This window comes from Streptomyces sp. NPDC107517 (assembly GCF_055582645.1).
On sequence record NZ_JBVJPM010000015.1, the window covers coordinates 115,153 to 141,216 of the forward strand.

Here is a 26,064-nt window from a genome sequence, read left to right on the forward strand (position 1 = left end):
CGGCCCGTCCGTTTCGGGACCTTGGTCCATCCGGACCACAGCATCACCCTGCAAACTTGGCGATCATGGACATAGGCATCGATCTCGGCACCGCCAACACCCTTCTCTACGTACGCGGCAAGGGGATCGTGCTCAATGAGCCCTCCGTAGTAGCGCTGAAACAGAACAGGACGACCGTCGCCGTGGGCGCCGAGGCCAAGGAGACGCTCGGCCGGACCCCGGGCTCCATCACCGCGGTCCGCCCCCTTCGCGACGGTGTGATCAGTGACTACGAGGCGGCGGAGGAGATGCTCCGCCACTTCGTCCGCAAGGCGGTCCCGGGCCGCCGCCCCAGGACCCGCATGGTCATCTGTGTCCCCGGCGGAGTCACCCCGGTGGAGCGCCGGGCGATCGTCCACGCGGCACAGCGAGCCGGGGCCCGGGCGGTCCACGTCATCGAGGAGCCCCTGGCCGCGGCGATCGGCGCGGGCCTCCCGGTGGCCGAGGCGCGCGGCTCGATGGTGGTGGACATCGGCGGCGGCACCACGGAGGTCGCGGTGATCTCGCTGGGCGGCATCGTCACCGCACAGTCCCTGCGTGTCGGGGGCGACCGCATGGACGACGCGATCACGGCCCACGTGCGCAAGGAACACGGCCTGCTGATCGGCGAACGCACCGCGGAGGCGGTCAAGCTGGCCATCGGCTCCGCGGCCCCGTCCGAGGAACTCTCCGAAACGGGCACCTTCACGGTACGAGGCCGCCGGCGGCTGGCCGGCCTCCCCCACACCGCGACGCTCACCACCCAGGAGGTCCGGGAAGCCCTCAACTCCCCTGTCGAAGCGATCGTCTCTGCACTCAGGGCGACCCTCGAGGAGTGCCCGCCGGAGCTCTCCGGTGACGTCATGGAGCACGGCGTCGTGCTGACGGGCGGCGGCGCGCTGCTGCCCGGCCTGGACCTGCGCCTGGCGGAGGCCACCGGCATCCCGGTCTTCCCGGCCGAGGCCCCGCTGGACAGCGTGGCGCTGGGCTGCGGCAAGTGCGTGGAGGACTTCGACTCGCTCCAGCGCCTGCTCACGGCGGCGTAAGCGGGCCCGGACGGAAGGGTGCGTGGGGGCCACCGAGGGCTGACCCGAACCGGGGACGCCGGGAGACCCCCCGGCGCGGTGCGCCCCCACCCCCGTACGGAGAAGGTCCAATCGCACCATGTGGTACGCACACAACCCCGGCCGCCGCGCACTCCAACTCCTGGGCGACGGCGCCGCCCTGCTGTGGATCGCGCTGTGGGCAGCGGCGGCGCTGGCGGCGCACCGGCTGGCACAGCCGGCGCAGCACCGCCCCCGTATCCCGCTCCTCGGCAGTTCGGTGGACGGAGCGCTGCGGGGCGTGGCCCGCGCGGGCGACAGGATCGTGAGCGCGGCACCGGCCCCGCAGGGTCCGGCGGCCGCACAGGTCCTCGCGGTCCTGGGCGCGGTGGCGCTCTTCGTGATCCCGGTGGGCCTGATGCTCACGGTGTGGCTGCCCCGCCGCATCCGCTGGACGCGCCAGGCGGCGGCAGCGCAGGAGCTGGCCTCGACGGAGGACGGCCGTGAACTGCTGGCGCTGAGAGCGCTGTTGCGCCCGCTGGACGAACTCGCGGCAACGGCGGAACTGCTCCCGGCCGCCCACGGCGGAACCCCGGACCAGGACGCGGACGCAGACCCGGACCAGGACGCGGACCAGGACCCGGACCCGGACCTGGACGTCCTCCCTGATCCCGGCCCCGGCTCCCTCGCGAAGGGCTGGCGAGAGGCGGACCCGGTGGTCCTGGACGCGTTGGCGGACGCGGAGCTGCAACGCCTGGGGCTGCGTGCATAAAGCCGCTGCCGCCCGAAGAAACGCGAAGGCCCCCCGGAACCGAGAGGATCCCGGGGGGCCTTCGCCACACGTCAGGCGCGGCGGACGCGTCGGAGCACGTCGGACGCGTCAGGCCTGAGGCAACCGCTCCAGCTGCTGCTGGATACGGGCGATGTCCTCGTCCGCCTTGGCGAGACGCCCGCGGATCTTGTCGACGACGGCGTCCGGCGCCTTGGCGAGGAACGCCTCGTTGCCGAGCTTGCCCGTGGCCTGGGCCTTCTCCTTCTCGGCGGCGGCCAGATCCTTGGCGAGCCGCTTCCGCTCGGCCGCCACGTCGATCGTGCCGGACAGGTCGAGCGCGACCTGCGCGCCGGCGACCGGCAGCGTCGCGGTGGCCGAGAACGCGTCACCCTCGGGCTGCAGCCGCAGAAGCTGCCGGATGGCGGCCTCGTGCGGGGCGAGCGCGGTGCCGTCGAGGTCGAGGCGGGCCGGCACGCGCTGACCGGGCTGCAGGCCCTGGTCGGAACGGAAGCGCCGGACCTCGGTGATGACCTGCTGAAGCGTCTCGATCTCGCGCTCGGCGGCGTCGTCACGGAAGCCGCTGTCCTGGGGCCACTCGGCGGTCACCAGCGTCTCGCCACCCGTCAGCGTCGTCCACAGCGTCTCGGTGACGAAGGGGACGATCGGGTGCAGCAGACGCAGCATCACATCGAGGACCTCGCCCAGGACACGGCCCGAGACCTTCGCCTGCTCGCCGCCCTCGAAGAACGTCGTCTTCGACAGCTCGACGTACCAGTCGAAGACCTCGTCCCACGCGAAGTGGTAGAGGGCGTCGGAGAGCTTGGCGAACTGGAAGTCGTCGTAGAAGGCGTCGACTTCGGCGACGGTCTTGTTCAGCCGGGACAGGATCCAGCGGTCCGTCGCCGTCATCGCCTCGGGCGCCGGCAGCGGTCCCTCGACGGTCGCGCCGTTCATCAGCGCGAAACGCGTCGCGTTCCAGATCTTGTTGGCGAAGTTACGGGAGGCCTTGACCCAGTCCTCGCCGATCGGCACGTCGGCACCGGGGTTGGCGCCGGTGGCCAGGGTGAAACGCACGGCGTCGGAACCGTACGCGTCCATCCAGTCGATCGGGTCGACCGCGTTCGGGTTCGACTTCGACATCTTCTTGCCGAACTCGTCGCGGACGAGACCGGTGAGGGCGACGGTCTTGAACGGGACCTGGTCCTCCATGGCGTACAGGCCGAACATCATCATCCGGACGACCCAGAAGAAGATGATGTCGTGGCCGGTCAGCAGGACGTCGGTCGAGTAGAACTTCTCGAGGTCCGGGGTCTTCTCCGGCCAGCCGAGCGTGGAGAACGGCCACAGGCCGGACGAGAACCAGGTGTCGAGGACGTCCTCGTCCTGGGTCCAGCCCTCCGCCTCCGTGCCGGGGATCGGGTCGTCGGGGCCGACGCACACGACCTCGCCGTCCGGCCCGTACCAGACGGGGATCCGGTGGCCCCACCACAACTGGCGTGAGATGCACCAGTCGTTGAGGTTGTCGACCCAGTCGAAGTAGCGCTTCTCCATGTCCTTCGGGTGGAGCGCGACGCGCCCGTCGCGGACCGCGTCACCGGCGGCCTGGGCGAGCGTGTCGACCTTGACCCACCACTGCAGCGACAGGCGCGGCTCGACGGTGGTCTTGCAGCGCGAGCAGTGGCCGACGGAGTGGACGTACGGACGCTTCTCGGCGACGACGCGGCCCTGCTCGCGCAGGGCGGCGACGATCGCGGAGCGCGCCTCGAAGCGGTCGAGGCCCTGGAAGGGACCGTGCACGGTGATGACACCGCGCTCGTCCATGATCGTCATGGACTCCAGGTCGTGCCGCTGGCCGATCGCGAAGTCGTTCGGGTCGTGCGCGGGCGTCACCTTGACGGCGCCGGTGCCGAACTCGGGGTCGACGTGCGTGTCGGCGACGACCGGGATGGTGCGGTCCGTGAGCGGCAGCTTGATGCGCTTGCCGATCAGGTGCGCGTACCGCTCGTCGTCGGGGTGCACCGCGACGGCGGTGTCACCGAGCATGGTCTCGACGCGGGTCGTGGCGACGACCACCGTCTCGTCGCCCTCGCCGTACTTCAGCGAGACGAGCTCTCCGTCGTCGTCCTGGTAGTCGACCTCGATGTCCGAGATCGCCGTCAGACAGCGCGGGCACCAGTTGATGATGCGCTCGGCGCGGTAGATGAGCCCGTCGTCGTACAGGTTCTTGAAGATGGTCTGGACGGCCTTCGACAGGCCCTCGTCCATCGTGAAGCGCTCACGCGACCAGTCGAGGCCCGCGCCGAGGCGGCGCAGCTGGCCGAGGATCCGGCCGCCGTACTCGTCCTTCCACTGCCACACGCGGTCGGTGAACGCCTCGCGGCCCAGGTCCTGGCGGGACTTGCCCTCCTCGGCGAGCTGCTGCTCGACCTTGTTCTGGGTCGCGATGCCGGCGTGGTCCATGCCGGGCAGCCACAGCGTCTCGTAGCCCTGCATGCGCTTGCGGCGCGTGAGGGCGTCCATGAGCGTGACCTGGAAGGCGTGGCCCAGGTGGAGCGCGCCCGTGACGTTCGGCGGGGGGATGACGATCGTGTACGGCTCCTTCTCGCTGTTCGCGTCAGCGGTGAAGTAACCCCGGTCTACCCAGCGCTCGTACAGCGCCCCCTCTACCTCGGCCGGCGCGTACTGGGTCGGCAGTTCGGTGGTGGGCGCTGGATTCTGCTGCTGAGTGTTCTCGGTCACGGGCCCAGTTTAGAGGCGCGGCAGGGGTGCCCCGAAACCGGATTCCCGTGCGCCGCGGCGGCCGCCCCGGCCGTCTGGCACAACCTTTCAACAACATGGCACCGATCCGACCCTGGGTTCCCCACACACGGTCACCTTCCGCCAGGATGTTCGGAACGCATAAGCATCGGGAGGGAACCCCAGAAATGAGCTACAACCAGCCGGGCCCGTACGGCGGGCAGCAGCCTCAGCAGCCCGGACCCTACGGCCAGCAGCAGCCGGGCCCCTACGGGCAGCAGCCCCCGGCCGCGCCCCAGCCCGGCTACGGCTACCCGCAGCAGGCCCCGCAGGGCGTGCCGCCGCAGCAGCCCCCGTACGGCCAGCCGCAGCAGCCGTACGGCCAGCCCGGCGGCTACAGCCAGCCTCAGCAGCCGGGCCCCTACGGCCAGCAGCCCCAGGTCCCCTACGGGCAGGTCCCTCCGCCCCCCGGCCCGCCCCAGGGCGGCAAGAAGAAGACGGGCCTGATCATCGGCGCGGTGGCCGTGGTCGCGGCGATCGGCGTGGGCGCGTACTTCGTGTTCGGTGGGGGCGGCTCGTCCGTGGCGGACGACGGCCCGCACAAGCTGACGACGCCGGCGACGGTGCTCGGGGAGTACAAGAAGTCGGCGAGCGGCGACGACTCCAGCATGAGCGACAAGGACGTCAAGGACGCCGAGAAGAACGGCGTCAAGAACGCCCAGGGCGTCGGCGCGGACTACCAGGCCGGCGACGCCAAGACGAACCCTCTCGCGGCCAAGTACCTGAAGTTCATGGGCGTGTACGGCGAGATCTCCGACCCGGAGAAGGTCGTCGACGGCATGTTCGCCGAGATGAAGAAGAACTCTTCGACGGACAAGTCCGACACCGGTGAGCTGGTCGGCAGCCCGCAGAGCTTCGACTCCGACGGCGCGGTGATGAAGTGCCAGGAGACGAAGATCAAGAACGACACGCCCAGCAGCGGCGAGACCTCCTCCGCTCCCAAGGAGATGTCGATGCCGGTCTGCATCTGGGGTGACCACAGCACGCTCGGCATCGTCATCCCCGTCGACCTCGCGACGGCCATGACGGGCAAGAGCGCGGACCTGAAGGCCGCCGCCGACACGTCGACCAAGCTCCGCGGCGAGGTCCGCGTCAAGTCCTGACCTCGTACGGCGCGTAGGACACAGCATGAGAGAAGGGCCCCGGTCATCCGACCGGGGCCCTTCCTGTGTCTCACGTACGCGCTACGCCGACTTCTGTTCTCCGCTGCCCGAGCCACGGGCGTCGCGGGGGATCAGCGTCGGGTTCACGTTCGAGTGAACGGCCTCTGCCGTGATGACGACGCGCGCCACGTCCTTGCGGGAGGGGACCTCGTACATCACGGACTGGAGGACTTCCTCCATGATCGCGCGCAGGCCGCGCGCGCCGGTGCGGCGCAGGATGGCCTGGTCGGCGATGGCCTCCAGGGCCTCACGCTCGAAGTCCAGCTCCACGCCGTCGAGTTCGAAGAGGCGCTGGTACTGCTTCACCAGGGCGTTGCGCGGCTCCAGGAGGATCTGGAGGAGCGCCTCGCGGTCCAGGTTGTGGACCGAGGTGATGACGGGGAGACGGCCGATGAACTCGGGGATCATCCCGAACTTCACCAGGTCCTCCGGCATGACCTCCTGGAACTGGTCCTTCTCCTCCAGCTCGCGCTTGGAGTGGATCGTCGCGCCGAAGCCGATGCCCTTGGCACCCGCCCGCGACTCGATGATCTTCTCCAGGCCGGCGAACGCGCCGCCCACGATGAACAGCACGTTCGTCGTGTCGATCTGGATGAACTCCTGATGGGGGTGCTTGCGGCCGCCCTGGGGCGGGACGGAAGCCGTGGTCCCCTCGAGGATCTTGAGCAGGGCCTGCTGGACGCCCTCACCGGACACATCGCGCGTGATCGACGGGTTCTCGCTCTTACGGGCGACCTTGTCGATCTCGTCGATGTAGATGATCCCGGTCTCGGCCTTCTTGACGTCGTAGTCGGCCGCCTGGATCAGCTTCAGGAGGATGTTCTCGACGTCCTCGCCCACATAGCCGGCCTCCGTCAGCGCCGTCGCGTCGGCGATGGCGAACGGAACGTTCAGCATGCGGGCCAGGGTCTGGGCCAGGAGGGTCTTGCCCGAGCCCGTGGGGCCCAGGAGCAGGATGTTGGACTTCGACAGCTCGATCGCGTCGTCGCGTCCCTGGGCTCCGCCGTTCTCACCGGCCTGGACCCGCTTGTAATGGTTGTACACAGCGACCGAGAGGGCTTTCTTCGCGGCCTCCTGGCCGACGACATAGCCCTCGAGGAACTCGTAGATCTCGCGAGGCTTGGGAAGTTCTTCCCAGCGGACCTCGCTCGTCTCCGCGAGCTCTTCCTCGATGATCTCGTTGCAGAGGTCGATGCACTCGTCGCAGATGTACACACCGGGGCCTGCGATGAGCTTCTTGACCTGCTTCTGGCTCTTTCCGCAGAACGAGCACTTGAGCAGATCGCCGCCGTCACCGATGCGTGCCACGAGGTGCTTCCCCTTCGCCTGGGAGACGCTCGCGTAAGCGGCTCCTGGTGCCTGTATCCGACGGTACCTTGCCGGGCCCCCCGTTCGGGCCCCCCTTGGCACGGTTCACTTTGACGTGAACCGTGCCAAGGAGCGGCAGACGATACAGCGCTGCGTCACGCGACCGCGGAGTTGTTCATCTTCCGGGTGGAGATGATCTGGTCGATCAGGCCGTACGCCAGGGCGTCCTCGGCCGTGAGGATCTTGTCGCGCTCGATGTCGTCGCGGATCTTCTCGATCGGCGTCGTGGAGTGCTTGGCCAGCATCTCCTCGAGCTGCTCACGCATCCGGAGGATCTCGTTCGCGGCGATCTCCAGGTCGGAGAGCTGCTCACGGCCGGTGCCGCCGGAGGGCTGGTGGATCAGGACGCGGGCGTTCGGCAGCGCCATGCGCTTGCCCGGTGTACCGGCGGCGAGGAGCACGGCGGCCGCGGAGGACGCCTGGCCCATGCAGACCGTCTGGATGTCCGGCTTCACGAACTGCATCGTGTCGTAGATGGCCGTGAGGGCCGTGAACGAGCCGCCGGGGCTGTTGATGTAGATGGAGATGTCGCGGTCCGGGTCCATCGACTCCAGGCACAGGAGCTGCGCCATGACGTCGTTGGCGGACGCGTCGTCGATCTGCACGCCGAGGAAGATCACGCGCTCCTCGAAGAGCTTCGCGTACGGGTCGTACTCACGCACGCCCTGCGAGGTGCGCTCGACGAAGCGCGGGATCACGTAGCGGTTGTCGACCTGCGGGCCGGTGTACAGACCGCTGCCGGGGATGTTGTTCATGGTCGGTGTTCCGTCCTGGTGAGGTGGGCTTGGATGACCGCGTGACCGGGGTTTCAGGCCCCGGTGCCGCCGCCGCCCGGAACACCCGTAGCGGCACTGATGATCTCGTCGATGAGGCCGTACTCCTTGGCCTCGTCGGCGGTGTACCAGCGGTCGCGGTCACCGTCACGGATGATCGTCTCGACGGTCTGCCCGGAGTGCCGGGCGGTGATCTCCGCCATGCGCTTCTTGGTGCGCAGCAGGTACTCGGCCTGGATCTTGACGTCCGAAGCCGTACCGCCGATGCCGGCGGAGCCCTGGTGCATCAGGATGTCCGTGTTCGGAAGCGCGAAGCGCTTGCCCGGAGTGCCGCCCGTCAGCAGGAACTGGCCCATGGAGGCGGCCATGCCCATGCCGATGGTGACGACGTCGTTCTGGATGTACTGCATGGTGTCGTAGACCGCCATGCCGGCCGTCACAGAACCACCGGGGCTGTTGATGTAGAGGTAGATGTCCTTGTCCTGGTCGGCAGCGGCCAGGAGGAGCATCTGGGCAGTGATCTTGTTGGCGATCTCGTCGTCGACCTGCTGGCCTAGGAAGATGATGCGGTCGTTGAGCAGTCGGCTGTAGACCTGGTCACCGAGGCCACCACCGAGGGACGGCTCACCGGCGGCGGAAGGCATCAGATTCGTCACGTATCCACCTGCTCGTCTCTGACGGCAACGCGCCGTCTCGCGTCTTATCCGGAGGGCCGGGGCCCCACCTGCGCACCGCCCTTCGGCGGCGGCTGCGGGGACTCATCTGCCCTCGTATTCATGGACCCTAACGCGCGGGTCCCTCCGGTGAATCCCGCAAGGGGAACTGTTCGCTGTGAGCGCATGCCGCGCCCCGTCAGGGGCGTGGGGAACCACGCGACAGGCGCCGGGCAGTACCGGGAACGAAGCGGGAAAAGGGGCGGGCCCCCAGGGTGCCGCGAGGCGGCGTCCTGGGGGCCCGTGAAGCGTGCGGAGCCGGGACCGGCTCAGGCCTCGTTCTTCTCCTCGGCGTCGGCGGAGCCGTCCGCCTCGACGGCCTCGACGGTCTCGCCGGCGGCAGCCGACTCGTCCTCGTCGTCCTCGAGGTCGACGATCTCGCCGTTCGTGTCCTTGACCGTGGCGGCCTCGACGACGACCGCGAGAGCCTTGCCGCGGGCGACCTCGCCGACCAGCATCGGGACCTGGCCGCCTTCGACGACGGCCTGGGCGAACTGGTCGGGGGACATGCCGGAGGACTGCGCGCGCCGCATGAGGTGCTCGGTGAGCTCCTCCTGGTTGACGTTCAGCTTCTCCTTGTTGACGAGCTCGTCGAGGACGAACTGCGTCTTGATGCCCTTGACGGCCTGCTCGGCGGTCTCGGCGTCGAACTCCTCGACCGTCTTGCCCTGGATCTCGAGGTACTTCTCGAGGTCGAGGCCCATCTGGCCGAGCTGGTGGTGCTCGAGGTTGTGCTTGCGGGTCTTGACCTCGTCCTCGAGCAGCTTCTCGGGAACGGGGACCTCGACCAGCTCGAGCAGCTTCTCCAGGACGCGCTCCTGGGCCTGCGTGGCCTGGTCGTACTGCTTCATGTTCTCGAGGCGCTTGCGGCTGTCGGCCTTCAGCTCGTCGAGGGTGTCGAACTCGGAGGCGAGCTGCGCGAACTCGTCGTCCAGGGACGGCAGTTCACGAGCGGCGACCTGGGTGACCTTGACGGTGACCTCGGCCTCCTTGCCCTCGGCGGAGCCGCCCTTGAGCTCGGAGGTGAAGGTGGCCTCGCCACCGGCCTCCAGGCCCTTCACGGCCTCGTCGATGCCCTCGAGGAGCTCGCCCGAGCCGATGGTGTACGAGACGCCGGAAGCGACGCCGTCCTCGAGCACCTCGCCGTCGACCTTGGCCTCGAGGTCGATCGTGACGACGTCGCCGTCCTCGGCGGCACGCTCGACCGGGGAGGTGGAGGCGAAGCGCTCGCGGAGCTGCTCCACCGACTTGTCCACGTCCTCGTCGCTGACCTCGATGGCGTCGACCTCGACCTCGATGCCGGAGTAGTCCGGAATCTCGATCTCGGGACGGACGTCGACCTCGGCGGTGAAGTTCAGCGTCTCGCCGTCCTTCAGCTCCGTGATGTCGACCTCGGGCTGGCCCAGCACGTTGAGCTCGGCCTCGTTGACCGCTTCGGTGTAGAACTTCGGAAGCGCGTCGTTGACGGCCTCCTCAAGCACGGCACCGCGGCCGAACCGCTGGTCGATGACGCGGGCAGGGATCTTGCCCTTGCGGAAGCCCTTCACCGTGACCTGCTGGTTGATCTTCTTGTACGCCGCGTCGAGGCTGTCCTTGAGCTCCTCGAAGGGCACCTCGATGCTGAGCCGAACCCGGGTCGGGTTCAGGGTCTCCACGGCGCTCTTCACGGTTCGGTCTCCTTGGGGGCTGACTTCTGGGTTCCTGCCCGGTTAAGAGACACACGGGCACGCAGCTTGCATAGTAACGGCAAGCCGGAGCCGACCCACAACGCGATCTTGAGGGGGCGTTTACCGCTTGAGACGCTGCTGTTGCGAGGCTGGTCGGGGTGGCGGGATTTGAACCCACGGCCTTCCGCTCCCAAAGCGGACGCGCTACCAAGCTGCGCCACACCCCGTCGGTGCGACACGTAGGGTACATGCACGCGGCCGGTGCGGCTCCCGCATTACGAGCGGAGCGAATGCGGTGTGCGACGAGGGGGTCCGACCCGCTACGATGCTTCCCGTTGCCGCGGTCACCGACCTGCGGCGCACACTGTGCGGGCGTAGCTCAATGGTAGAGCCCTAGTCTTCCAAACTAGCTACGCGGGTTCGATTCCCGTCGCCCGCTCTTGAAACCCCGGGCCCGGTTCTCATGAACCGGGCCCGGGGTTTTTCACATCCTGGGCCGGACAGACTCCCGAGCGTTCAGAACTGGATCGAGTTGATCGTGTCCGCTATCGAGTTCAGGAACCTCTGGATGTCGTCGGCCATTCCGGTCGAGGCCAGGAAGAACCCGAACAGGACCGCCACCACGGCAGGCCCGGCCTTGATCGACCCTCCCCGGATCAGCACCACGAGAATGATCGCCAACAGCAGTACCACTGACAGCGAAATGGCCACACTGATCACACCCTAGGTCGGTCCGCTCTCCCGGCCCGGGGGGTACGACCCCGCACACCCCCGCCAGAACCATCGTGCCACCAACACGGCCTGCGTATGCGGCGGGTGACGCATCGTCGGCCACTCCCCTGCGGCGGCGCGCCGGCCCCGCACCCTTGGGGCACATGATCAGCGGGTGTTCCCCGGGCAATTTCACAGGTCTCCGTGGCCGGTAATTCGGCCTGATCGTTTCCATGCACACACAGCACGTCCACACCATGGGCACGCGAGGTCACGCATGTGCTGTTCGTTGTTAATTCGAATTGTCGCGGGGGCCACATCCCAGGCGATCGAGTGCGGCCGATATGCACTATTTAATCAGGATGAGAGTGGTCATAACGGACTCATCTGGATGCCTCCCGAAGTCCCACTGGAAGACCTGCGAAAACTTCGCCATCGCTATGCCGACTTCTCCGAATCGGGGGTACTCGCGCGGTAAGGAGGATTTGACGTGAGGGTTTTACGAAATACCGAGGGCGCCGCTAAGGTGCCTCAGATGTTCCGCGCTGCCCCCACCCGAGCCCCGCTCCCTGCGGCACAGACGGCCCCCGCCCACCAGCCACCGAATACGGCAGCCGCTCCCCCCACACCGGCCGCCAAGCCCGCGAAACAGCGGGACGCGTTCTTCGACAACGCCAAGTACCTGGCCATCGTGCTGGTCGCGATGGGCCACTCCTGGGAACCGCTGACGGATCACAGCCGCGTCGCCGAGGCGCTCTACATGACCGTCTACACGTTCCACATGCCGGCATTCATCGTGATCTCCGGCTACTTCTCGCGCAGCTTCGACATGCGGCCCGACCGGCTCCGGCGGCTCATCACCGGGGTCGCGGTGCCGTACGTGATCTTCGAGGTCGCGTACACCTTCTTCAAACGCTGGGCGAACGACGACCCGACGTACCCGATCAGCCTGCTCGACCCCTGGTACCTCACCTGGTTCCTGGTCGCCCTGTTCGTGTGGCGGCTCACCACCCCGCTGTGGAAGATCGTCCGCTGGCCGGTGCCGCTCGCGGTCGCCGTCGCCGTACTCGCCTCCGTGTCCCCCGACATCGGCGACGACCTCGACCTCCAGCGCGTCCTGCAGTTCCTTCCCTTCTTCGTGCTCGGCCTGTTCCTGAAGCCCGAGCACTTCCAGCTGGTGCGCCGGCGTGAGGTGCGGATCCTGTCCGTGCCGATCTTCGCGGCGGCCCTGGTGCTGGCCTACTGGGCCGCTCCGCGGATGACGTCGGCGTGGTTCTACCACCGCGACAGCGCGCAGGAGCTGGGCTCGCCGTGGTGGGCCGGTGCCGTGATGACGCTCGCGCTCTTCGGCTGCTCCGTCGTCCTCACCGCATGCTTCTTCGCGTGGGTGCCACGGCGGAAGATGTGGTTCACCGTGCTGGGCGCGGGGACGCTGTACGGCTACCTGCTGCACGGCTTCGTCGCGAAGGGCTCGCGGTTCTGGGGCTGGTTCGACGACTACGCCTGGCTGCACAAGCCGCTGGGCGAGGTGTTCGTGACGGTCGTCGCGGCCTCCCTGATCACGATCCTGTGCACTCCCCCGGTCCAGCGCATGTTCCGGTTCGCGATGGAGCCGAAGATGGAGTGGGCGTTCAAGAAGGACGCGGCCGAGGTGGCGCGGGGCCGCGGGCGGGCCCGCGTCTGAGGGAGCCGTCGACGCTTGTCGGGCCCGCGCGCCTGACGGTGTCGTCGCCGTTTGTCGGGTGCGCGGGTGAGGGCGCGTGAGGGGTTGTCGCGCGGCTCCCCCGCGCCCCCCGCATGGGCGCGTTGCCTACGGGGTTTCGTTGATGCCCAGAAGGGCCCTCATCCCCGCGTACTTCCTGGTCAGGCGGTCTCTCGTCGGTGCGTCCAGAGCCGCCAGACGGGTGGGGTCGGCGTTGTGGGCCAGGTCCGACTGCTTCACCAGCAGCGCGCCAGGAGTGGCCAGAATTCGTTGCGCGTAGGTCTCTTGAGGCTCTCCGGGGCGCTTGGTGAGGGCGAGGACGACGGCCTTCGTGCGGTCCGTGAGATCCGCCGCGGCCAGCCACTGCGGCGACAGCGCGTCGTCCTCGATCGCGTCGTGCAGCCAGGCTGCCGCGATCTGCTCGTCGTCGCCGCCCCGGGCGCGTACACCTTCGGCGACCGCCTCCAGGTGTTCCGCGTAGGGGCGTCCTGCCTTGTCCGTCTGGTTGATGTGGGCCCCGCGCGCCAGGGCCTCCACCTCGGCGAGGGTCAGCATGCGGCCGACCTTACGGCCCGCACAGGGCGCCGCCGACACTCCCCCAGAGCCCGAAGGGCCTGGGTGGACACCCCCAGCTGCCCGCCGCCGCTTGCCCCCTGTCGCCGAGGCCGGCCTGGGCGAGGAAATGGTTTGGTAAGCTAACTATTGACGCGTTCTTGACTCTCTCTTGACCTGAGTCGACCGTCTGGCCAAGCCAAGAACGGAAGGAACGGACCCATCGGACATGCAGACACCTTGATAGCCATGGGCGGCGCCTTTCTCGCCGCCGCCGTCCTCGCCCGCCTCGGCGGACGCATCGGGCTCCCCACCATCCCCCTGTTCATCCTGGCCGGGATCCTCCTCGGCCCGCACACACCCGGCATCGTGCTCGTCGCCGACCCGCACGACCTGGAGATGCTCTCCGCGCTCGGCCTGGTCCTGCTGCTCTTCTACCTCGGCCTCGAATTCCATCTGGACGACCTCAAGACCGGCGGCCGGAGAATGGCCGTCGCCGGCGGGACCTACCTCGCGCTGAACGTCGGCGCGGGCCTCGGCTTCGGATTCGCCCTCGGCTGGGGCACCTCCGAGGCTCTGGTCCTCGCCGGGGTCCTCGGCATCTCCTCGTCGGCGATCGTCACGAAGGTCCTGGTCGACACCGGCCGCCTCGGAAATCCGGAGACCAAGCCGATCCTCGGGATCATCGTCGTCGAGGACATCTTCCTGGCCCTCTACCTGGCGGCGCTCCAGCCGATCCTGTCCGGCGCGGACAGTCTCGCGTCGGCGGTCATGGACGGCGGCAAGGCGTTCGGCTTCCTCCTGCTGCTCGCGCTCGCGGCGCGCTTCGGCACCCGCGTCGTGGGCCACCTCTTCCACACCAAGGACGACGAGCTCCTCGTCATCTCCTTCCTCGGCGCGGCCGTGTTCGTCGCCGGGGTCTCCGAGTGGTTCGGGGTCGCCGACGCGATCGGCGCGTTCATGGTCGGCCTGATGCTCGGCTCCACCACGTCGGGCGAGCGCATCCGCAAGCTCGTGCACCCCCTGCGGGACGCGTTCGGCGCGATCTTCTTCTTCGCGTTCGGCCTCTCCATCGACCCGGGCGACCTGCCGACGGTGCTGTGGCCGGTCCTCGCGGCCGTCGCGGTGACGCTGGTGATGAACGTGCTCGCGGGACTCGGGGCGGCGCGCGTGTACGGGTTCGGGCCCGGCCCCGCCGCGAACATCTCCACGACGCTGCTCGCCCGGGGTGAGTTCGCCCTGATCCTCGCCACGATGGCGGCGGGTGCGGGCCTGGACGAGCGGCTGTCGCCGTTCATCGCGGGTTATGTGCTGCTGCTCGCCGTCCTCGGACCGATGGCGGCGGGCCGCTCGGAGTGGCTCGCGCGGGTCCTTCCAGGAGGGCGGGAGGATGGGGCGCCCCTCGAGGAACGGGTCGGCGCCCAGGTGTGACGGCTCCTCGCCGCAGGGGGTGAGCCTTCGTTGCCGGGTGCGGCGTTCGCCGTGGCTGGTCGCACAAGACCCGCACCCGGCAACGAACCCGCCCCCGGCGGAGCCGTCACGCGTCCCGGCAGATCAGCAGGAGCGCGCGGTCGTCGTTGACGTCCTTGGCCACCGCTTCGATGAGGTGCCAGGCCGCGCCGTGGAACCCGCCCGAGACATAGCGGTCCGCCTCGCCCGTGAGGCGGTCCATGCCCTCGGCGATGTCCCGGTCGGACGTCTCGACCAGGCCGTCCGTGAAGAGCATCAGGACGTCGCCGGGGCGCAGGGAGCCCTTTATGGGGTCGAACTGGGCGCCGTCGTAGACGCCGAGGAGCGGACCCTCGGCGGCCTTCTCCTCCCAGCGGCCGCTGCCCGCGCTGAGCTGGAGGCCCGGCGGGTGCCCCGCGGAGAAGAGTTCGTAGTCGCCCGACTCCAGGTCGAGGACGAGGTGGATGGACGTGGCGAAGCCCTCGTCCCAGTCCTGACGGAGCAGATAGCCGTTGGCGGCAGGCAGGAAAGCGTGCGGCGGCAGGGAGCCGAGGAGCCCGCCGAAGGCTCCGGACAGGAGCAGGGCCCTGGAGCCCGCGTCCATGCCCTTGCCCGAAACGTCGGTGAGGACCGCCTCCAGGGTGCGGCCGCCGTTCGTACGGGCCGCGACCACGAAGTCGCCGGAGAAGGACTGGCCGCCGGCCGGACGCAGCGCCATCTCGCGGTGCCAGGCCTTGGGCAGCTGCGGCAGCTTGCTCTGTACGCGGATGCGTTCGCGCAGGTCGAACAGCATCGTGCCGCCGCGCCGCCAGGGCACGCCGACCCGGCTGCGGAACTGGGCGATGAGCAGCCCGAAGAAACCGCAGGCCGCCACGACCAGGACGGTGCCCGGGGTGACCCGGGCGGCGCCCTCCGAGTAGGGGCCGAGCCTGACGGACTCCACGATGAGCGCCGCCGCGGCGGCCGCGTACAGGCCGAGGAGGCTGGCCGGGCGCAGCAGCAGTCCGCCCGCCACGATCGGCAGGACGAGCGCCGTCGGGGAACACCAGACCGAGTTGAGGAGGGTGCCGCAGGCGATGACCGGGACCGTGAGGAGCAGGCCCACCAGGGCGACCCAGTCGGAACCGTCGCCGCGGAAGTAGTCGACACCCGATTTGCGCAGGCCGATGCGGGCCCGGTGAAGTCTCATCTTCAACCGGGCCGGAAACGTCTCGGCCTGTGCGCGTCGTCCTGCCATTGCTCGTGGACCTTATCCATCGGGCCAGGGGCTTCGCACGGGAGGTCCCACTTGTCCCTCTTCCAGGCACCTTCCGGCGCCTTCCGGCACCTTCCGCGGGCGGGGAAAATCTCTCGCTTCGTCCGCGACGTCCTGGTAGGGATGCCCTATGACGATGGACGTGCGGGTGCTGCGCCAGAGCGACTGGCACGAGTGGTACGCGAAGCTGGAGCTGGCCTTCGGAGGGGTTCCCGAAGCGCCCGAGGAACGCGCGCTGTGGGACGACCTCACCGAGTTCGACCGGTCCATCGGCGTCTGGGACGGCGACCGGTGCGTGGGGACGGCGGGGGCGTTCACGTTCGGGGTGACGGTGCCGGGCGGGGCCCAGGTCCCGGCGGCGGGCGTCACGATGGTGTCCGTCGCGGCGACGGACAGGCGGCGCGGGATCCTGACGTCGATGATGCGGCGCCAGCTCGACGACGTACGGTCCTGGGGCGAGCCGCTCGCCGTGCTCACCGCGTCCGAGCCCGCGATCTACGGCCGGTTCGGGTACGGCATCGGGACGCGGCAGGCGAGCGTGGAGATCGACTCGACGCGGGTGCGGATCAACGCTCCGGCGGGGACGGACGACGTACGGCTGCGGTTCGCCGACGTCGCCGAGGCCGCCGCCGAGTGCGAGTCCGTGTACGTACGGACGATCGGCACCCGGCCCGGCATGCTCGCCCGCACGCCCGGCTGGGAGCGTCTGCCGCTGCTGGACGCGCCGTCGGAGCGCGAGGGCGCGTCGCCGATGCAGTGTGTGCTGGCCGAGCGTGACGGCGAGACGGTCGGCTACGTCCGCTTCCACAACAAGCCCGAGTGGGACGCGGCCGGGCCCAAGGGCCGGATCACGCTGCGGCACATCGACGCGCTCGACCCGGCGGCGTACGCGGCACTGTGGCGCTTCCTCCTGGACATCGACCTGACGTCGACCGTCCAGGCGCGCAACCGGCCGGTGGACGATCCGCTGTTCTCCCTGGTCAGCGACATCCGGCGGTGCGGGGTGCGGCTGCGGGACTCCATGCACGTACGGCTGGTGGACCTCGGCGCCGCGCTGGAGGCCCGCACGTATCAGGCGCCGGTCGACGTCGTCCTGGACGTGACGGACGAGTTCTGTCCGTGGAACGCGGGGCGGTGGCGGCTGACCGGGGACGCGAAGGGGGCGTCCTGCAAGCGCACGGGGGACAGTGAGGACACGGCCGATCTTGCCCTGTCCGTACGGGAGTTGGCGGCGGCCTACCTCGGCGACACGTCGCTGGCGGTGCTGGCGGCGGCCGGGCGGGTGCGGGAGCTGCGCCCTGGCGCGGTCGACGAGGCGGCGCTCGCGTTCGGGTCCGTCGTGGCGCCCTGGCTGCCGCACGGATTCTGAGCGGGCGGGGTGGGGCGGGCGCCGGTCAGCGGGGCGGCTGGCAGCTCGGGCACCAGAAGAGGTTGCGGGCCGCGAGTGACGCCGTGCGGATCTCCGTGCCGCACAGATGGCACGGCATCGTGGCCCGTCGGTAGACGTACACCTCGCCGCCGTGGTCGTCCACGCGCGGCGGGCGGCCCATCGCCTCGGGGGTGTGCTCCGGGCGGACGGTGTCGATGCGGTTGTGCCGGACGCCCTCGCGCATCAGCGCCACGAGATCCGTCCAGATCGCCGTCCACTCGTCGGGCGTGAGGTCCTTGCCCGGGGTGTACGGGTCGATGCCGTGCCGGAAAAGGACCTCCGCGCGGTAGACGTTGCCGACGCCTCCGATGATCTTCTGGTCCATGAGCAGTGCGGCGACGGTGGTGCGGCTGCGGGAGATTCGGCGCCAGGCGCGGTCCGGGTCGTCACCGTTCCTGAGCGGGTCGGGGCCGAGGCGGTCGTGTATCGCCTGCTTCTCGGCGTCCGTGATCAGGGCGCAGGCCGTCGGACCGCGCAGGTCGGAGTAGTGCGTGTCGCTCAGCAGGCGCAGCCGGACGGTGTCCGCGGGCGGCGGGGCGGGGGTCTCGCCGAGGGTGTACTTGCCGAAGAGGCCCAGGTGGATGTGGATCCAGCCGGTTTCCGCGAAGCCCAGGAAGAGGTGTTTGGCGTGAGCGTCCACCTCGTCGAGGACCAGGCCGTCCAGGAGCGCGGCGCTGTCGGAGAACTTGCCCTGCGGGCTGCGGACGCCTACCGGGCCGCCCACGAAGCGCTCCGCGTGGTCCTGGGCCAGGCGGTGGATGGTGTGGCCCTCTGGCACGGGTCTCTGTCTCCTGGGGTTGGCGGGGGCGGGCCGGGGGAATTCCCTCCCCCGGCCCGCCCCTTCCCGAAAGTCCTGGGGCTCCGCCCCGGACCCCGCTCCTCGACAAGCCGGAGGGGCTGGATCGAGGGGCTGAATCAGCCCTGCGGGTGGTGGGCCGGGACCGGGGGGAGCTCGCCCGTCTCCTCGTAGCGCGACAGCATCTCGATACGGCGCGTGTGACGCTCCTCGCCCGAGTACGGGGTGGAGAGGAAGATCTCGACGAACTTCGTCGCCTCTTCCTGCGTGTGCATGCGGCCACCGATGGAGACCACGTTCGCGTCGTTGTGCTCGCGGCCGAGCGCGGCGGTCTGCTCGCTCCAGGCGAGGGCCGCACGGACGCCCTTCACCTTGTTCGCGGCGATCTGCTCGCCGTTGCCGGAGCCGCCGATCACGATGCCGAGGGCGTCCGGGTCCGCCGCCGTGCGCTCCGCGGCGCGGAGGCAGAACGGAGGGTAGTCGTCCTGGGCGTCATAGATGTGGGGCCCGCAGTCGACGGGCTCGTGGCCGTGGGCCTTGAGCCATTCGACGAGGTGGTTCTTGAGTTCGTAGCCGGCATGATCCGAGCCGAGGTACACGCGCATGGGTCCGAGTGTGGCACGTCCCACCCGGACACGGCGCGGTCGGGTCGTTGTCACCGACCGTTCACGGGCAAACGTCTCGGATCGTTTACGCGCAAACGTCACGGAGGCGAAAATCACGATACGGAGTCAGGCCTTCCGTCCGGTACGTCCCTGGGTTTGAATGCGTGGGCTCGTGACCCGAGACTTAAGGATTCGTCCATGACCTCGCAACCCTCCCTTGCGAAGGCCGACCAGGCGCCCCACAATCCTGGAGATTCACAGCCTGACAACGGTCAGACCGGAAATAACGGTCCCGACCAGCTGAAGGCAGGCCTCAAGAACCGACACCTGTCGATGATCGCCATCGGCGGCGTGATCGGCGCCGGCCTCTTCGTCGGCTCCGGCTCGGGCATCGCCAAGGCCGGACCCGCCATCCTCATCTCGTACGCACTCGTCGGCCTGATGGTCGTCATGGTGATGCGGATGCTCGGCGAGATGGCCGCCGCACGGCCGTCGTCCGGCTCCTTCTCCGCCTACGCCGACCAGGCGCTCGGCCGCTGGGCGGGCTTCTCCATCGGCTGGCTGTACTGGTTCTTCTGGGTCGTCGTCCTCGCGGTCGAGGCCACCGCCGGCGCGGTGATCCTCAACGGCTGGGTACCGGCCGTGCCGCAGTGGGGCTGGGCCCTGATCGTGATGGTCGTCCTGACCGCGACGAACCTGGCCTCGGTCGCCTCCTACGGCGAGTTCGAGTTCTGGTTCGCGGGCATCAAGGTCGTCGCGATCGGCGGGTTCGTGATCATCGGCCTGCTCGCCGTGTTCGGCGTGCTGCCGGGCTCGGACAACCCGGGTGCGGGGTTCTCGCACCTGACGGACGCGGGCGGGTTCATGCCCAACGGCGCCGGGTCGATCCTCACCGGCGTCCTCATGGTCGTCTTCTCCTTCATGGGCAGCGAGATCGTCACGCTGGCCGCCGGCGAGTCCGAGGACCCGCAGCGTGCCGTCACCAAGGCCACGAACAGCGTGATCTGGCGTATCGGCGTCTTCTACCTCGGCTCGATCTTCGTCGTCCTGACGCTGCTGCCGTGGAACGACAAGTCGATCACCAAGGACGGCTCGTACGTCGCGGCCCTGAACTCGATAGGCATCCCCCACGCCGGTCAGGTCATGAACGTCATCGTGCTGACGGCCGTGCTGTCCTGCCTGAACTCCGGGCTCTACACCGCTTCCCGCATGGCGTTCTCGCTCGGCCAGCGCGGTGACGCGCCCAAGGCGTTCGCGAAGACGAACAAGAACGGTGTGCCGCAGGCCGCGATCCTCGGGTCCGTCGTCTTCGGCTTCGTCGCCGTCTGGTTCAACTACCAGTGGCCGGACACCGTCTTCAACTTCCTGCTGAACTCCTCCGGCGCCGTCGCCCTCTTCGTCTGGCTCGTCATCTGCTTCACGCAGCTGAAGATGCGCGGCATGATCCTGCGCGAGCAGCCCGAGAAGCTCGTCGTGAAGATGTGGCTCTTCCCGTATCTGACGTGGGCCACGATCGCGATGATCTCGTTCGTGCTCGTCTACATGCTCACCGACGACGCGGGCCGCGAGCAGGTCGTCCTGTCGCTGCTCGTGGCGGCCCTGGTGGTCGGCATCGCGCTCGTGCGTGAGCAGGCGAAGAAGCGGAAGAAGGTCTCCGCCTGACCCTTCCGGGTCCTCCCGGAAAGGTGTCGGCGCAAAAGCTGACGGCGGGTGTCAGGCAATGCGGGCAGAGACTGCCGCATGAGCTCCGACGGCGTCCGTGACAGCAGCTCGTCCTGCGGCCCGGCGACGCCGGGTACGACGAGGAACTCGCCGGTTTCCGGACCGGTTTCGCCCAGCGGCCACGACGTCGTCTTCGCGGTAACCCCCGCCGATGACGTCGTGGCCGCTGTCGCGTACGCGGCCGGTGCCGGACCGCCGGTCGGTGTTCAGGCCACCGGCGCGGGCTGCCCGGCGGCTTCGAGGGCGGCGTGCCGGCCTCCGCGCGGCGCACGGACGAGGTCGTGGTGGATGCGCGGAGCGCACCGTGCGGGTCTCCGCGGGGACCGGCTGGGGCCAGGTCGCAGAAGCGTCCGCCCCCGCGCGGGCTCGCCCCGCTGAACGGCTCGGCGCCGGGCGTGGGCACGGTCTCGCGCACGCGGGGCGGCGGACTCGGCGTCCTGGCGCGGGAGTTCGGCCACGCGACCGATCACGTCCGGTCGGCCGACGTCGTCCCGGCGGACGCACGCCTTCATTCGCGCTGTGCGGGCCGGACGCCTCTCCCCTGCACGCCGTGCAGGTCGACCACCTGGGCGGTGCCCTGTCGAGGCCCGGCGCGAGCGCGGTGCTGTACCGGGACGCGGGGTGACCGGTGCGGATCCTGTCGCCACTGGACAGCACGGACCGCGAGGCCGTCCGCGCCCATCACGCCCTCGCGTTCAGGCAGGTCGAGGAGCAGCGGAGAGGCCGGTCCCCGCACTTCGCGTTCGGCGGCGGCGACCGTACCGAGGCGCGGTACGGCGTACAGACGCGGAAGAGGCTCGCCGATGTGAAGGCCGCGAACGACCCGGCGAACCTCTTCCGGAGGAACTGCAACGTGCGCCGAGCGCCCGTGGCGGGAACTACTTGTTGGCGAACTTCCAGGCGGTGGGCAGCACGCCCATCGCCAGGGCCGCCTTCACCGCGTCGCCGATGAGGAACGGCGTGAGGCCCGCGGCGACCGCCTGCGTGAGGGTCATGCCGGTGGCGGCGGCGAGGTAGGGCACGCCGACCGCGTAGATGATCGCGGAGCCGAGGACCATCGTGCCCGCGGTGCGCAGGACCGAGCGGTCGCCGCCGCGCCGGGCGAGCGCGCCCACGACGGTCGAGGCGAGCAGCATGCCGATGACGTAGCCGAAGGAGGCGCCGCCCGCACCGGAGGTGCCCTGCGCGAACCACGGCATACCGGCCATGCCGACGAGCGCGTACACGGCGAGGGAGAGGAAGCCGCGGCGTGCGCCGAGCGCGGTGCCCACGAGGAGCGCGGCGAAGGTCTGCCCGGTGACCGGGACCGGGGAGCCCGGCACGGGCACGGCGATCTGGGCCGCGATGCCGGTGAGGGCGGCGCCGCCGAGCACGAGCGCGATGTCGCGGGTGCGCGAGGCGGGCAGCAGGTCGGCCAGGACCTTGCCGGGGCGGGTGGAGACGGCAGCCGTACTCATCGGGACTCCGCGGGGGTGAGGGCAGGTTGGGACACCGTGACGCTATCCCAGGGGCCGATCCCCGATCACGGTCACTGCTCGACAAAGGGTGACGCCGGGTGTTGGTGGGCTCTTCACAAAGGGCGTGACTCATGCGCGACTTGGGGTGATGCTCGTCACTGGGGCCAGAGCCGAAACGGCCCGTTTTGCGCCCGGGGTCGGCCGCCGGAGAGACTGTAGGTTCCTGCCAAACCCGCGCGAGCCCCGAAAGCAGTCTGAACCTCCCATGCACGACCAGCTCCCGTCCGAATCAGAACCGCTCGGCGGCGGACTCAAGCAGCGGCATCTGACGATGCTGGGCCTCGGCGGTGTCATCGGGGCGGGGCTCTTCGTCGGCTCGGGCGCCGGGATCGCGGTCGCGGGTCCCGGCATCGTGGTCTCGTATCTGATCGCGGGCGCGCTCGCGATGTGCGTGATGCGGATGCTGGGCGAGATGTCGGCGGCGATGCCCGCGTCGGGTTCGTTCTCGGTGCACGCGGAGCGGGCGCTCGGCCGCTGGGCCGGGTTCAGCGTCGGCTGGCTCTACTGGTTCCTGCTCGTCGTCGTCCTCGCCGTGGAGGCGACGGGAGCGGCGCAGATCGCGAACGGCTGGGCGCCGGGCGTGCCGCAGTGGGCGTGGGTGCTGGTGTTCATGCTGGTCTTCACCGGGGCGAATCTGGCGGCCGTGAAGAACTTCGGCGAGTTCGAGTTCTGGTTCGCCGCACTGAAGGTGTTCGCGATCGTCGCCTTCCTGATCCTCGGCACGCTCGCGGTCTTCGGGCTGCTGCCGGACACCGACCCGGTCGGCTTCACCAACCTCACCGGACAGGGCGGCTTCCTGCCGCACGGCTGGCAGGGCGTCATCTCCGGTGTGCTCGCCGTCGTGTTCGCCTTCGGCGGCCTGGAGGTCGTCACGATCGCCGCCGCCGAGTCCGACGACCCGGTGCGCGCGGTCTCGCGGGCCGTGCGCAGCGCGGTCTTCCGCATCCTGTTCTTCTACGTCGGCTCGATGCTCGTCATCGTGACGGTGCTGCCGTGGACGGCTCAGAAGGCGGGCATCAGCCCCTACGTCACCGTGCTCGACGCGATCGGGGTGCCGTCCGCGGGCCAGATCATGAACATCGTGGTGTTCGTGGCGCTCCTCTCGGCGCTCAACGCGAACCTCTACGGCTCCTCGCGCATGGTCTTCTCGCTGGCCGAGCGCGATGAGGCGCCCCGCGCGCTGCTGAAGGTCAGCGGCGGGGGCGTGCCGCGCCGGGCCGTGCTCGCGTCGGTCGTCTTCGGCTTCGTGTCGGTGCTGCTCAATCTGAAGTGGCCCGAATCGGTCTTCCTCTACATGCTCAACTCGGTCGGCGCGGTCCTGCTGTTCGTATGGGCGCTGATCGCCGCGTCGCAGCTGCGGCTGCGGCGGCTGGTCGAACGGGAGGCGCCCGAGCGGCTCGTGCTGCGGATGTGGGGCTTCCCCTGGCTGACGTGGGCGACGCTCGCCGCGATGGCGGCCGTCATCGGGCTGATGCTGACCGACGACACGGCGCGTCCGCAGCTGCTGTGGTCGACCGGCGCGACCGCGCTCGTCGTGGCCGTCGCGGGAGTGCGGGAACTGCGCGCGCGGCGTGCCTGAACGTTCACGATGTGTGAGCGTCGTGTCCGTATACCGGTCAGCTGTTCCCTGTAGCCGGTGCCGCTGCTCAGACTGTGGGCCTTTCCCCCGTCTCAGCTAATGAACAGGGCACCTCCATGTCTCGGACGTCCGCGCAGTCGCCGGTCGACGCGCAGCCGATCGATCAGTCGCCGGCCGAGCCGTCGCTGTCGGGCGGTCTCAAGCAGCGGCATCTCTCCATGATCGCGCTCGGCGGTGTGATCGGCGCCGGCCTCTTCGTGGGCTCCGGAACCGCCATCGCGGCCGCCGGCCCGTCGATCATCCTCGCCTACGCGATCTCGGGCGCGCTCGTGATGCTCGTGATGCGCATGCTCGGCGAGATGGCCGCCGCGTATCCCGCCTCCGGCTCGTTCTCCGTGCACGCGGAGCGGGGCATCGGCCCGTGGGCCGGGTTCACGGCGGGCTGGTCGTTCTGGTTCCTGCTCTGTGTGGCCGTGGGCCTGGAGGGCATCGGCGCGGCGGGCATCGTGCACGGGTGGCTGCCCGGCGTGCCCGAGTGGGCGCTGGTCGCGCTGTTCATGCTGCTGTTCACCGGCACGAACCTCGCGGCCGTGAAGAACTTCGGCGAGTTCGAGTTCTGGTTCGCGACGCTCAAGGTCGGCGCGATCGTGCTCTTCCTCGTCATCGGCGTCCTGGCGATCCTCGGCGTCCTGCCCGACGTCTCCGCGCCCGGCATGGACAACCTCACGGGCCACGGCGGCTTCATGCCCAACGGCACGGAGGGGCTGATCGTCGGCCTGCTCGCCTCGGTCTTCGCGTACGGCGGTCTGGAGACCGTCACCATCGCCGCGGCCGAGTCCGAGCACCCGGTGCAGGGCGTCGCGAAGGCGGTCCGCACGGCGATGTGGCGCATCGCGCTCTTCTACGTCGGCTCGATGGCCGTCGTCGTGGTCCTGCTGCCGTGGACGGCGAAGGAGATCCCGACCAAGGGCCCGTACGTCGCCACGCTCGACCACCTCGGCATCCCCGGCGCCGGCCAGATCATGAACGTGGTCGTCCTCATCGCCCTGCTGTCGGCCATGAACGCCAACATCTACGGCGCCTCCCGCATGGCGGGCTCGCTGGTCGCCCGCGGCATGGGCCCGAAGGTCATCGGCAAGGTCACCGGCGGTGTGCCGCGCGTCGCGGTCCTGGTCTCCGCCGTCTTCGGCTTCGTCTGCGTCCTGCTCAGCTACTGGCGCCCGGACGACGTCTTCGCCTGGCTGCTGAACACCATCGGCGCGATCATCCTCGTCGTCTGGTTCTTCATCGCCATCTCGCAGCTGGTCCTGCGCCGCAAGCTGGAGCGCGAGGCCCCGGAGAAGCTCGTCGTGAAGATGTGGGCGTACCCGTACCTCACGGTCCTGGCCCTCGTCGCGATGGTCGCCGTCTTCGTCCTGATGGCCCGTGAGCACGACACGCGCGTGCAGCTGTACTACACGGGCGGCCTGACCGTCGTGCTCGCGATCGTCGGCTACGTACGCCAGAAGGCGGCGGAGTCGCGGGCGGCGGCCACCGCGTAACCCGCTCCCCGTTCACCGAAGGACCCCCGGGCCGAACGGCCCGGGGGTCCTTCGCGTTGCGCCACGGACTACTGCTGCTAGCCTGCACTTGCACATTACTTGCAATAAGCTTTGCGGTACGCAGTCGGAGGGCTCGGACATGGCCATTTACACGCTTCCTGAACTTCCGTACGACTACGCGGCGCTCGAACCGGTCATCAACCCACAGATCATCGAGCTCCACCACGACAAGCACCACGCGGCGTACGTGAAGGGGGCGAACGACACCCTGGAGCAGTTGGAGGAGGCCCGCGACAAGGAGTCGTGGGGCGCCATCAACGGCCTGGAGAAGAACCTCGCGTTCCATCTCTCGGGCCACATCCTGCACAGCATCTACTGGCACAACATGACCGGCGACGGCGGCGGCGAGCCGCTGGCCGCGGACGGGGTGGGCGACCTCGCGGACGCCATCACCGCCTCCTTCGGCTCCTTCGCCGGGTTCAAGGCCCAGCTGACCAAGGCCGCCGCGACGACGCAGGGCTCCGGCTGGGGCGTCCTCGCGTACGAGCCGGTGAGCGGACGCCTCGTCGTCGAGCAGATCTACGACCACCAGGGCAACGTCGGCCAGGGCTCGGTCCCGATCCTGGTCTTCGACGCCTGGGAGCACGCGTTCTACCTCCAGTACAAGAACCAGAAGGTCGACTTCATCGAGGCCATGTGGCGCGTCGTCAACTGGCAGGACGTCGCCAAGCGGTACGCGGCCGCCAAGGACCGGGCGTTCAACCTGCTGGTCGCCCCCTGAGCCGCTGAAGCGTCCCGCCTCGTGATCGTCTTCTCAACCATCGCGACGGCGGGCGGAAAGACGGAAGACCCCCGCGAGGACATGACTCGCGGGGGCCTTCCGGTTTACGGGC

Annotated in this window: 22 protein-coding genes and 2 tRNA genes; 12 read left to right on the forward strand and 12 right to left on the reverse strand. The window is 69.4% G+C overall.

Going from position 1 to position 26,064, the window contains the following annotated elements; all coding sequences use genetic code 11:
- The first annotated feature begins 65 nt into the window (after nt 1-65).
- Both ACZ67T_RS30020 and ACZ67T_RS30025 read left to right on the forward strand, forming a co-directional pair.
- The gene (locus ACZ67T_RS30020) at nt 66-1,064 is read left to right on the forward strand and encodes a rod shape-determining protein (protein WP_469988206.1); all 999 of its coding nucleotides are present in this window, start codon (nt 66-68) and stop codon (nt 1,062-1,064) included.
- Between the two features lie 118 nt (nt 1,065-1,182).
- A complete protein-coding gene (locus tag ACZ67T_RS30025) occupies nt 1,183-1,833 on the forward strand; it encodes a hypothetical protein (protein WP_469988123.1) in 651 nt (216 codons plus the stop codon).
- Nucleotides 1,834-1,941: 108 nt separating this feature from the next.
- On the opposite strand, the gene ACZ67T_RS30030 is transcribed toward ACZ67T_RS30025, so the two are convergent.
- Nucleotides 1,942-4,572 (reverse strand): valine--tRNA ligase, encoded by a 2,631-nt coding sequence (locus tag ACZ67T_RS30030; RefSeq protein ID WP_469988124.1) that lies wholly within the window; start codon nt 4,570-4,572, stop codon nt 1,942-1,944.
- Between the two features lie 185 nt (nt 4,573-4,757).
- Here ACZ67T_RS30030 and ACZ67T_RS30035 point away from each other — a divergent pair, with 185 nt between their 5' ends.
- Nucleotides 4,758-5,732: a hypothetical protein gene (locus ACZ67T_RS30035; protein ID WP_469988125.1), complete on the forward strand. Its 975-nt coding sequence runs from the start codon at nt 4,758-4,760 to the stop codon at nt 5,730-5,732.
- Nucleotides 5,733-5,813: 81 nt separating this feature from the next.
- Here ACZ67T_RS30035 and clpX read toward each other — a convergent pair whose 3' ends face one another.
- The 5 genes from clpX to ACZ67T_RS30060 form a co-directional block, all read right to left on the reverse strand.
- The gene (gene clpX, locus ACZ67T_RS30040; RefSeq protein WP_266564255.1) at nt 5,814-7,100 is read right to left on the reverse strand and encodes an ATP-dependent Clp protease ATP-binding subunit ClpX; all 1,287 of its coding nucleotides are present in this window, start codon (nt 7,098-7,100) and stop codon (nt 5,814-5,816) included.
- A gap of 155 nt (nt 7,101-7,255) precedes the next feature.
- The gene (locus tag ACZ67T_RS30045) at nt 7,256-7,915 is read right to left on the reverse strand and encodes an ATP-dependent Clp protease proteolytic subunit (RefSeq protein ID WP_454400373.1); all 660 of its coding nucleotides are present in this window, start codon (nt 7,913-7,915) and stop codon (nt 7,256-7,258) included.
- Nucleotides 7,916-7,968: 53 nt separating this feature from the next.
- Nucleotides 7,969-8,577: an ATP-dependent Clp protease proteolytic subunit gene (locus tag ACZ67T_RS30050; protein ID WP_227300339.1), complete on the reverse strand. Its 609-nt coding sequence runs from the start codon at nt 8,575-8,577 to the stop codon at nt 7,969-7,971.
- Between the two features lie 338 nt (nt 8,578-8,915).
- Nucleotides 8,916-10,313, reverse strand: a complete 1,398-nt coding sequence (tig, locus tag ACZ67T_RS30055) for a trigger factor (protein ID WP_469988126.1) — start codon at nt 10,311-10,313, stop codon at nt 8,916-8,918.
- A 150-nt stretch (nt 10,314-10,463) separates the two neighbouring features.
- A tRNA-Pro gene (locus tag ACZ67T_RS30060) sits at nt 10,464-10,540 on the reverse strand.
- A gap of 141 nt (nt 10,541-10,681) precedes the next feature.
- Here ACZ67T_RS30060 and ACZ67T_RS30065 point away from each other — a divergent pair.
- Nucleotides 10,682-10,752, forward strand: a tRNA-Gly gene (locus ACZ67T_RS30065).
- Between the two features lie 77 nt (nt 10,753-10,829).
- Here the strand turns inward: ACZ67T_RS30065 and ACZ67T_RS30070 are convergent.
- A complete protein-coding gene (locus ACZ67T_RS30070) occupies nt 10,830-11,024 on the reverse strand; it encodes a hypothetical protein (RefSeq protein ID WP_100594330.1) in 195 nt (64 codons plus the stop codon).
- 535 nt (nt 11,025-11,559) lie between these two features.
- Between ACZ67T_RS30070 and ACZ67T_RS30075 the strand changes: the two genes are divergently transcribed.
- Complete coding sequence (locus ACZ67T_RS30075) at nt 11,560-12,708, forward strand: acyltransferase family protein (RefSeq protein WP_469988127.1); 1,149 nt, start codon at nt 11,560-11,562, stop codon at nt 12,706-12,708.
- A 126-nt stretch (nt 12,709-12,834) separates the two neighbouring features.
- On the opposite strand, the gene ACZ67T_RS30080 is transcribed toward ACZ67T_RS30075, so the two are convergent.
- Nucleotides 12,835-13,281, reverse strand: coding sequence for an HD domain-containing protein (locus ACZ67T_RS30080; RefSeq protein ID WP_469988128.1), 447 nt, complete (start codon nt 13,279-13,281; stop codon nt 12,835-12,837).
- Nucleotides 13,282-13,527: 246 nt separating this feature from the next.
- On the opposite strand from ACZ67T_RS30080, the gene ACZ67T_RS30085 reads away from it, so the two are divergent.
- Nucleotides 13,528-14,709 (forward strand): cation:proton antiporter, encoded by a 1,182-nt coding sequence (locus tag ACZ67T_RS30085; RefSeq protein WP_469988129.1) that lies wholly within the window; start codon nt 13,528-13,530, stop codon nt 14,707-14,709.
- A gap of 106 nt (nt 14,710-14,815) precedes the next feature.
- Here the strand turns inward: ACZ67T_RS30085 and ACZ67T_RS30090 are convergent, their stop codons facing one another.
- Nucleotides 14,816-15,964 (reverse strand): PP2C family protein-serine/threonine phosphatase, encoded by a 1,149-nt coding sequence (locus ACZ67T_RS30090; RefSeq protein WP_469988130.1) that lies wholly within the window; start codon nt 15,962-15,964, stop codon nt 14,816-14,818.
- A 148-nt stretch (nt 15,965-16,112) separates the two neighbouring features.
- Between ACZ67T_RS30090 and ACZ67T_RS30095 the strand changes: the two genes are divergently transcribed.
- On the forward strand, nt 16,113-17,351 hold the full coding sequence (locus tag ACZ67T_RS30095) for a GNAT family N-acetyltransferase (protein WP_469988131.1): 1,239 nt from the start codon (nt 16,113-16,115) through the stop codon (nt 17,349-17,351).
- Nucleotides 17,352-17,376: 25 nt separating this feature from the next.
- Here ACZ67T_RS30095 and ACZ67T_RS30100 read toward each other — a convergent pair whose 3' ends face one another.
- Nucleotides 17,377-18,189, reverse strand: coding sequence for an Fpg/Nei family DNA glycosylase (locus ACZ67T_RS30100; RefSeq protein ID WP_469988132.1), 813 nt, complete (start codon nt 18,187-18,189; stop codon nt 17,377-17,379).
- Nucleotides 18,190-18,326: 137 nt separating this feature from the next.
- Complete coding sequence (locus ACZ67T_RS30105) at nt 18,327-18,812, reverse strand: ribose-5-phosphate isomerase (RefSeq protein WP_469988133.1); 486 nt, start codon at nt 18,810-18,812, stop codon at nt 18,327-18,329.
- A gap of 198 nt (nt 18,813-19,010) precedes the next feature.
- Here ACZ67T_RS30105 and ACZ67T_RS30110 point away from each other — a divergent pair, with 198 nt between their 5' ends.
- Nucleotides 19,011-20,474 (forward strand): amino acid permease, encoded by a 1,464-nt coding sequence (locus ACZ67T_RS30110; RefSeq protein ID WP_469988134.1) that lies wholly within the window; start codon nt 19,011-19,013, stop codon nt 20,472-20,474.
- A 688-nt stretch (nt 20,475-21,162) separates the two neighbouring features.
- Nucleotides 21,163-21,486, forward strand: a complete 324-nt coding sequence (locus ACZ67T_RS30115; RefSeq protein WP_469988135.1) for a BBE domain-containing protein — start codon at nt 21,163-21,165, stop codon at nt 21,484-21,486.
- Here ACZ67T_RS30115 and ACZ67T_RS30120 read toward each other — a convergent pair.
- Nucleotides 21,413-21,991, reverse strand: a complete 579-nt coding sequence (locus tag ACZ67T_RS30120) for a biotin transporter BioY (protein ID WP_329057854.1) — start codon at nt 21,989-21,991, stop codon at nt 21,413-21,415. The genes ACZ67T_RS30115 and ACZ67T_RS30120 overlap by 74 nt on opposite strands.
- Before the next feature lie 265 nt (nt 21,992-22,256).
- Between ACZ67T_RS30120 and ACZ67T_RS30125 the strand changes: the two genes are divergently transcribed.
- The 3 genes from ACZ67T_RS30125 (at nt 22,257) to ACZ67T_RS30135 (ending at nt 25,952) form a co-directional block, all read left to right on the forward strand.
- Complete coding sequence (locus tag ACZ67T_RS30125; protein ID WP_469988136.1) at nt 22,257-23,630, forward strand: amino acid permease; 1,374 nt, start codon at nt 22,257-22,259, stop codon at nt 23,628-23,630.
- 116 nt (nt 23,631-23,746) lie between these two features.
- Nucleotides 23,747-25,171, forward strand: coding sequence for an amino acid permease (locus tag ACZ67T_RS30130; protein WP_469988137.1), 1,425 nt, complete (start codon nt 23,747-23,749; stop codon nt 25,169-25,171).
- A gap of 139 nt (nt 25,172-25,310) precedes the next feature.
- Complete coding sequence (locus tag ACZ67T_RS30135) at nt 25,311-25,952, forward strand: superoxide dismutase (protein ID WP_362902480.1); 642 nt, start codon at nt 25,311-25,313, stop codon at nt 25,950-25,952.
- Nucleotides 25,953-26,064: the final 112 nt, after the last annotated feature.

Excerpts from the sequence above, each read along its gene's own strand:
- ACZ67T_RS30090 (WP_469988130.1), bottom strand. The coding sequence starts at position 15,964 with ATGGCAGGACGACGCGCACAGGCCGAGACGTTTCCGGCCCGGTTGAAG.
- ACZ67T_RS30045 (WP_454400373.1), bottom strand. The coding sequence starts at position 7,915 with ATGAACAACATCCCCGGCAGCGGTCTGTACACCGGCCCGCAGGTCGAC.
- ACZ67T_RS30080 (WP_469988128.1), bottom strand. The coding sequence starts at position 13,281 with ATGCTGACCCTCGCCGAGGTGGAGGCCCTGGCGCGCGGGGCCCACATC.
- ACZ67T_RS30035 (WP_469988125.1), top strand. The coding sequence starts at position 4,758 with ATGAGCTACAACCAGCCGGGCCCGTACGGCGGGCAGCAGCCTCAGCAG.
- ACZ67T_RS30130 (WP_469988137.1), top strand. The coding sequence starts at position 23,747 with ATGTCTCGGACGTCCGCGCAGTCGCCGGTCGACGCGCAGCCGATCGAT.
- ACZ67T_RS30125 (WP_469988136.1), top strand. The coding sequence starts at position 22,257 with ATGCACGACCAGCTCCCGTCCGAATCAGAACCGCTCGGCGGCGGACTC.
- ACZ67T_RS30075 (WP_469988127.1), top strand. The coding sequence starts at position 11,560 with ATGTTCCGCGCTGCCCCCACCCGAGCCCCGCTCCCTGCGGCACAGACG.
- ACZ67T_RS30135 (WP_362902480.1), top strand. The coding sequence starts at position 25,311 with ATGGCCATTTACACGCTTCCTGAACTTCCGTACGACTACGCGGCGCTC.
- ACZ67T_RS30020 (WP_469988206.1), top strand. The coding sequence starts at position 66 with ATGGACATAGGCATCGATCTCGGCACCGCCAACACCCTTCTCTACGTA.
- ACZ67T_RS30050 (WP_227300339.1), bottom strand. The coding sequence starts at position 8,577 with ATGCCTTCCGCCGCCGGTGAGCCGTCCCTCGGTGGTGGCCTCGGTGAC.
- ACZ67T_RS30025 (WP_469988123.1), top strand. The coding sequence starts at position 1,183 with ATGTGGTACGCACACAACCCCGGCCGCCGCGCACTCCAACTCCTGGGC.
- ACZ67T_RS30095 (WP_469988131.1), top strand. The coding sequence starts at position 16,113 with ATGACGATGGACGTGCGGGTGCTGCGCCAGAGCGACTGGCACGAGTGG.
- ACZ67T_RS30085 (WP_469988129.1), top strand. The coding sequence starts at position 13,528 with ATGGGCGGCGCCTTTCTCGCCGCCGCCGTCCTCGCCCGCCTCGGCGGA.
- ACZ67T_RS30110 (WP_469988134.1), top strand. The coding sequence starts at position 19,011 with ATGACCTCGCAACCCTCCCTTGCGAAGGCCGACCAGGCGCCCCACAAT.
- ACZ67T_RS30120 (WP_329057854.1), bottom strand. The coding sequence starts at position 21,991 with ATGAGTACGGCTGCCGTCTCCACCCGCCCCGGCAAGGTCCTGGCCGAC.
- ACZ67T_RS30105 (WP_469988133.1), bottom strand. The coding sequence starts at position 18,812 with ATGCGCGTGTACCTCGGCTCGGATCATGCCGGCTACGAACTCAAGAAC.